The sequence below is a fragment of the Pantoea sp. JGM49 genome (assembly GCF_018257655.1).
GTDB classification, from domain to species: Bacteria; Pseudomonadota; Gammaproteobacteria; order Enterobacterales; family Enterobacteriaceae; genus Pantoea; species Pantoea communis.
Genome location: NZ_JAERJM010000034.1, coordinates 1 through 7245, shown reverse-complemented (window position 1 = coordinate 7245; position 7245 = coordinate 1). Strand labels below are relative to the sequence as shown.

Below are 7245 nucleotides of genomic sequence, written 5' to 3'. Positions count from 1 at the left end.
GGCTATCTCTGAATATCTTATAAAATACAATGATCTATAGATTTTAACTGGAGTTTCGTTTTCCCTGACAGGTGCTTTTAAACGCATTTGCGGCCAGATTAAAGTCATATTCATCCAATATTTCTCTCCCGCGCGGAGTAAGTTTATATCGCTCTTTGTCACGCATACATTCATCGCCTAAGAGAAACTCAACAAGCCCCATCTCTGATAACTCTTTCCTGACAACGGGTTTGACGGAGGAGGGTACTGATCCTCTCTCTTTAATTATTGATAATAATCTATAGTGTTTCTGAGCAAGTTTCATATCAGCCATCCTTTGCAATAAATTCTTCACAATTTAACCATTGCTTTGGTTACATGCAGAGAAATTTTCCTTGGGAACGCTTTTGAAAGCAACAAAGGGGGGTGAGAATAGCAGCCATAGGCCAACTCGAATTTTAAGCTGTTACATATTAATACGATTTTTTACGCGCATCCAGTCGTTAAACAATAGCTTAAATTAAAAAACGTATTTCTACGAGTGATGTAAGAATTGCTTTGATCGTTTTATTGCTGAGAAAAAACCCGCAATAGCGGGTTAAAAGCTGGATTTAAAAGTTGTTTTTATAACCGATTCTTAAAGCTACTCATCCCTCTAGAGGGTGCTTAATTATCTGTATTAAGAAAAAAATTATAGTGCTTTTTGTGATTAAAACGTCCAGGATGAATCTTATAATTTACCAAAGTGAGCAACAGGAATAGTGTTAATGGAGTAATGCGCAACCAAGTCATAGTAGGTATCTGGTTAACTAAATTTGTGCTTTCAGTTCTTTAAGCGTCTTTGAAGCCATATGTCCAGTTCGGGATCAGATAGCGGCTTAGAGAAGAAATACCCCTGAGCCTGGTCGCAACCAAAATCACGCAGAAGAATTGCTACTTCAGCGTCCTCTACACCCTCCGCAAGCACCGTATAATTCAGCTCTTTTAACATTCTGATAATACTGCGCGCGATGATAAGCGAGGAGGTATCTTCTAAAACACCTGATATAAGTGAGCGATCAAGTTTTATTATATCCAGCGGCATTCGTCTCAGATAACTGATGTTACTATAGCCTGTCCCAAAATCATCCAGAGATATGGTAAACCCTTTTTCATAAAGTCTATGCAAACCGGATAGTGCCTGTGCATTTTCTATAATCCGCTCAGTTTCCAGGCATTCAATTCCCAAGAGATTATTAGATAAACGTGCTTCCAGCATTTTTGATTCTAATAAATCTGCAAAATTGTTTTTCGCGAAATCGTTCAGGCTGACGTTGATTGTGATGGGCAATTGAATATTCTGTCGATTGAATCGCTTTAGGCAGGCTATCGTCTTGTCAATCACCCATTCCGTCATCTCATGAAGTAGATCCGTTTGTTCAGCCATGGGTACAAATGCCGCGGGTGACAGTTCCCCTCTGACAGGATGTGTCCAACGTATCAGCGCCTCCAGGCCGACGGGCTGACCCGATGTGAGACAGGTTTTAGGCTGATTTACAAGGTATAAGCCTTTATCAAAACGTATTGCATCAGAAAGCTCATTCATAAGAGTAAAATCATTTGAATGTTTTATTTCTTCAGACTCTTTATACATCACTGAGGGTAAATTTTTATCGATCGCTTCTTCAAGCGCAGCCGAGGCACGGCGAACGACATCACAGGCTTTGGATGAAATCGCCGTGAAAACCGTTTGGCCCGCATGGGAAGTAAGAGTTATTGATATCCCATTACCTAACTCAGCACAGATGCCTTCCATACGCCCTGCAATCCACGAGGCGTCCAGGCGGCTTTCGTCGCGAACCAGAATGGCAAAACGTCCAGTGGAAAGCGCATTGAACATCTCACCGTTTTGAGGACGTATTCGGCGAGGCAATTTTATAGCTATATCCCTGAGAAGTTCTTCAACCGGCACCATTCCAACTGTTTTAGCCAAGTCATAAGCATGAGCCATTTTCAGGCAATCAATAATAATAAGACGACGCTTGACCTTATCTCCTTCTGCAGCGAGCGACTGCATATCGCTGATTAGTCGGGAGCGGTTGGGCAAGAGAGTGACAGGGTCATTAAAACCGGTGGCATGCCAGGCTTCGAGAAATGACATAACCAACTCAGCAAGCTGTTGTAGTGTCGCGAGTTGCATATCGCTGAACGGATGTGGTTCCCGGTCAGTTACGCAAAAAGTACCTAATACGTGGCCTTCACGATCTTTGAGCGGAACGCCCACATAAAAACGTATTTAGGGTTCACCAGTAACAAAGCGGTGGGTTAAGAAGCGAGCATCCAGCCATGTATCTGGAACGATGAGAGCATTGTCGTCATTAACAACATGTTGGCATAAAGACTCATCTCTTTTTGAGTGTTTCAGTGAGAAATTATGTGAGGCCCGAATGTATTGGAACTCCTCATCTAAAACTGAAATGAAACTTCCAGGGATACCCAGCGCCTGATTGGCTAAATGAACAAATTTTCTCAGAACACTGTCCCTTCCTTCATCAGGTGCGAGAAGGGCGTCAAGCGCTCGTTTTCGACGTTCATTAGTAGCATTTAAATTTTTTACCATAAATCCCCCGTGCCGGGTCTAATAACCGGAACGTAAAAGTGAAAGAAAAATAACCGACCGGAAGAAGAAGCTAAAAACTGACTGAAGATTACGCTTTTTGTTGTCTCTTTCGCCATCATAAGACAGCCCCTTGAGTTCGTCCTGTTTTTTTTAGTTTAATTAAAAGGGTCAATCTGTTTGAGAAAAATATTTCTTGCTGGAATATTTCCTTTTTTTTAAATGCCTGCCAGACTCTAACTGATAACGCACTTGTGCGCAATCTAATAGCGCACTACTAAAATAATTTATATGGTTACTATTTTTGTCTAAATTAATCACAACACCAGGTAATTAAATGAACTTTCTTACAAATTTTACTATTCGCCGGGTAGTGCAGTGCATTCTCGTTGCGGCTTTTATTATTGTTGCTCTTGCAGGCTTATATGGTTCAGAAATCTTAAGAGATCTACATAAACAAACGCAGCGTGAGGGAAAGTTGGTTGCTCAACTCATCTTTCTGACCCGAGCAGGTAATACGATGAAATCAGGTGACGATTCCATAAAGAGAACCTTAGCAGAACAAGTTCCTGCTACACCGGACTGGGATGAATTTCGAACAGCCTTAACAGGTTCTGATATAAATTTTAATTCAGCATCAAAAGAGCGTTTAGAATTCCTCGAGGAGAGACTGGCTGACAAAGAGAATGCATTCAACGATGATCGTCAAAAACTGGAGTTAGCATTCACCGTTGCTTCATTATTTATCTTTATGTTACTGGTTCTCTGCGACCGCTTTCTGGTCGTGCACCTCGTTGAGCCTCTGACAACCTTAAGGGAACATTTCAGAGGAATTGCTTCCGGTGAACTGACTAATCCACTGCAAGATTTGGGTAGAAATTGTGTAGGGCAGCTGGTACCACTGGTGAAAGCCATGCAAGACAGTCTTTTATTAACTGTACTTTCCATCAGGAATAATACGGACCTGCTGAAGCGTGAGGCTGCAGACATCGAAGCGGGCAATACTGACCTTTCTGTAAGGACTACTCAACAGGCAACTTCCTTAGAGCAGACCGCACATAGTATTACCCAGCTGAGCGCGAACGTTCAGCAAAATGCATTAAGTGCTGATGAAGCAAGCAGTCTTGCTGAGAAAACGGCATACATCACCGGAGAAGGCGAAAAGCTGGTGAACTCAGTTGGCCTCATGATGAATGGTATTACCGAGGAAGCCGAAAAAATACGGCAGTTTACTGCCACAGTGAACAGTATCGCATTTCAGACAAATATACTGGCGTTAAACGCTGCCGTTGAAGCAGCCCGGGCAGGCGAGCAGGGCAGAGGGTTCGCTGTTGTTGCTACAGAAGTACGTACACTTGCACAACGCAGCGCAAGTGCAGCCAAAGAAATTGAAGGATTAATCAATACAACTCTCGCTCGTGTGAATGAGGGCAAAGAGGTCGCAGACCGTGCCGGGCACACCATGGGAGCGGTGACCCAATGCGTTTCTTCAGTAGATGAACTCATCAGGAAAATCTCTTATGCTTCAAATGAACAGAGCAAAGGGATCATTCAGGTGACGCAAGCAGTTACCGATATTGAACGGGTCACACAGCAAAATTCCACATTGGTAAGGCATGTTGCAAGTTCAGCCGTAAGGCTCAATACCAGAACCGAAGACATGGCTAAGACCATCATTCATTTCGCATTACCGGCAACCACACAGGTGTGAGATATATTAATCGACGGCCTGGCATAACTGATTCAAATGATAATAAACTCTCGCTTAATTACAGATAATTAAATCATGGGTTTAGGGGTTATGAGAGGGGGATGCTCCCTGAGCCATGTTCGTATCAGTTCTGTATTTGAGCCAACCTCTCTGATAGCTCTGGTTAGTCTTTCCTGAGTGGTTTGGAGTGTAAGAGTCCAGTAGGTAATTTGCCAGTGCTCATTTATTATTACCTGCGTCAAATCATGGGGAATGCGACGTTGAATTGGGTCTTTCATGACTAACCTCATATGATATTTTTCTGATTTAATTGGGGCTCATTGGGGTGTCAGATTCTGAATGATTTGATAAAACTAAAAAGCAGAATATTCCCTATTAAATGTCTAAAACTATTTATGTGATGTTTCTGATATAGAGACGGCTATTAAGCGAGGCGGGATGGAAGTATAAGCGAAGCGATAATTTTTAATTCGATAACTAAAAAATATTAGCCTTAAACAGTTGAAAGTGAAGTTATTTATAAATCTGTTTGACCACTACACATACCATAGACTAACGCCAGAGATAAGTTATGAAGAAAAACAACTTTGTACCGGTAATGTCCGCCCAGAATGACATTCGCAGTTTGCGCATTGAAGCGGGTATGACTCAGGCTAATGCAGCCGAAAGATTTAATCTGAGCCTGAGAGTGTGGCAGATGAAAGAGTCGCTTTCGAAACCTGCTCAACTCAGTCAGGGAGAATACGAATTTTTACTACTGCTGGCAGGAAAACACCCAGAATATCAGCTTTCCACCAAATAATTGTTGCCGGCAGTATGCATTCTGCCGGCACAGTAATGTGGGGGGCAGCTTATCAGGAAATAAATTCTTCGAGAACCCAGACACTTACGCTACCCGCTTTACATTTAAACACGCCTTCACCTGATTCATTAGTCTTGATAACTTCATCGGAATTAAAAAGGAAGTCTCGCCAGATACGATTAGCTAAGGGTTCACCAAGATTAAGCGTTTTCTCACCATCATCACCATTTGACATTATCACAACGCATCCTGGTTGTTCCGCCGTGCCACTCCGGCTGAATGCAATGCAGTTAGGATGATCAAACCAGGATGTCTGGACGCCATGCGCGAATTGCTGACGTGCCAGCACTAGCTTATCGAGTTTATCTATGACTGGCATGTCTACACGATGGGTTTCACCATCATTACCTGTGTCTTCATAGTCTGCTCCAAAGAGGTCGGGGTAAAATACTGAAGGAACGCCATTTTCTCTCAATAAGATAAGCGCATATGCCAGCGGTTTAAACCAGGCTTCAACCGGGGCTTCTAAAGACTGCAGGGGCTGAGTATCATGATTAGCAACCAGCGTGACCGCATGAAAAGGATCGGCTTCAACTAATGTGCCTTCAAAGATTCGGCTCATATCATAATCACTGCCTTGTTTAGATGCCTCATGAAATTTCATATGGAGAGGTGCGTCGAAGAGCATTGTCTTCCCTTCAACCTGGTTTATATATTGTTGTAATTTGTCTAACTCAAAAGACCAGTATTCAGCCACAATAAATAGTGGCGAATCTGATACAGCTTGTACATGTTCAATCCATTCTTTATAGAACCAGGCGGGAATGTGTTTTACCGCATCAAGTCTGAAGCCGTTACATCCGGTTTGCTCCATGACCCAGCGCGCCCAGTATTTTATTTCTTCAGTTACTGCGTGATTTCTGAAGTCGATGTTTGAGCCCATAAGGTAATCAAAATTACCCATTTCTTCATCAACCTGCTGATTCCAGCCTTCACCCGTGTAATCATTAACTATCTTAAATACCCCATCCTCTGATGGGTTTTCTATGTGGTCTACACCATTAAAACACTTAAAATCCCACATAAACTGAGAGTATTTTCCCGCTCTGGCCGGAAAGGTATAGCGTGTCCAGGCTTCGCAGTTAACAACTTCTTCGTCAATTTTTGTACGGTCGTTTTCATCCACTCTATTGACCTGAACTGCCTCCTTTTCATCAGCCCCCATTTTATGATTGACAACAACATCTAATAAAACAGCAATATCATTATCTTTCAATGAGCTGATAGCCCTGAGTAAATCTTCCTTATTACCATATTTTGTTGAAATATTACCTTTCTGGTCAAATTCTCCTAAATCGAACAGATCATAAGTGTCGTATCCTACGGAAGCTGCACCCCCGGCGCCTTTATAGGCAGGGGGTAACCAGACCATGTTTATTCCAGATTCCTTCAAGTCTGACGCTCGCTCAGTGAGTTCAGGCCAGAGTTTGCCACCTTCAGGGTAATACCAGTGGAATGCCTGTAGCAGAGTTGGATTCTTCATTTTTTTCTCCATGTTTAGACATTTTAATTATGGAGTGAAAAATGATTTTTGCAGCGCGGAAGGTTTTTTATATTTTACTTTTTTTCATTGACAACTCGTAAGAAATAAAAATTGATTGGTCGTGAGAAAAACAGCAGAGCTCTTTAGAATTGTATAAGCAAAATGCCGTAAACGAGTCTTTTATCTTTACTTAAACTCCTTTAATGTGTTGCTGGGTGTCGATAAATAAAATTTATCTTATTGTGACGATTTCTAAATCATTTGGTGATATGCGACATAACTAAAGATGTTGAAGCGTGGTCGAAATCTAAGTGAGGAAAAAGAAGTAGCAATCGATTTATGCGTTATGAATGACTTCTTGCCAAATAGTTCTAATGAAATTGGGGAAGGGAAATTTTCATGTGGTGAATTTGAAATCTAAAGCTGCGCTTGTTTAGATTGATTAACTCTAAAAAAAACCTCTATAAATGAAAATCCATAAACACTTACAGAGGTGATGCAATGCACCATTCGTTACATGCGGCGAAAGCCGCGGCCCAAAGTTATACAATATGACATCAATTGTACATTTCTTTTTCATTGCTATTGAACACTGCGCCTGCAACTTTGCGCGC

General features: G+C 41.9%; 5 protein-coding genes and 1 pseudogene. 2 read left to right on the top strand and 4 right to left on the bottom strand.

The genetic code is table 11. From position 1 onward, the window contains the following. Nucleotides 1–43: 43 nt before the first annotated feature. Nucleotides 44–304, bottom strand: a complete 261-nt coding sequence (locus tag JK231_RS25260) for a hypothetical protein (RefSeq protein WP_211729911.1) — start codon at nt 302–304, stop codon at nt 44–46. Nucleotides 305–802: 498 nt separating this feature from the next. Beyond that, a pseudogene (locus tag JK231_RS25255) lies at nt 803–2578 on the bottom strand (GGDEF and EAL domain-containing protein). A gap of 334 nt (nt 2579–2912) precedes the next feature. On the opposite strand from JK231_RS25255, the gene JK231_RS25250 reads away from it, so the two are divergent. Then, nucleotides 2913–4286, top strand: coding sequence for a methyl-accepting chemotaxis protein (locus JK231_RS25250; protein WP_211729910.1), 1374 nt, complete (start codon nt 2913–2915; stop codon nt 4284–4286). Nucleotides 4287–4354: 68 nt separating this feature from the next. Here the strand turns inward: JK231_RS25250 and JK231_RS25245 are convergent, their stop codons facing one another. Further along, a complete protein-coding gene (locus JK231_RS25245; protein ID WP_097117264.1) occupies nt 4355–4564 on the bottom strand; it encodes a DUF3606 domain-containing protein in 210 nt (69 codons plus the stop codon). A gap of 293 nt (nt 4565–4857) precedes the next feature. Between JK231_RS25245 and JK231_RS25240 the strand changes: the two genes are divergently transcribed. Next, nucleotides 4858–5088, top strand: a complete 231-nt coding sequence (locus JK231_RS25240) for a hypothetical protein (RefSeq protein ID WP_097117052.1) — start codon at nt 4858–4860, stop codon at nt 5086–5088. A gap of 52 nt (nt 5089–5140) precedes the next feature. Here JK231_RS25240 and amyA read toward each other — a convergent pair whose 3' ends face one another. Next, entirely contained in the window at nt 5141–6631 is a 1491-nt protein-coding gene (gene amyA, locus JK231_RS25235; RefSeq protein WP_097117053.1) for an alpha-amylase, read from the bottom strand. Between the last annotated feature and the right edge of the window lie 614 nt (nt 6632–7245).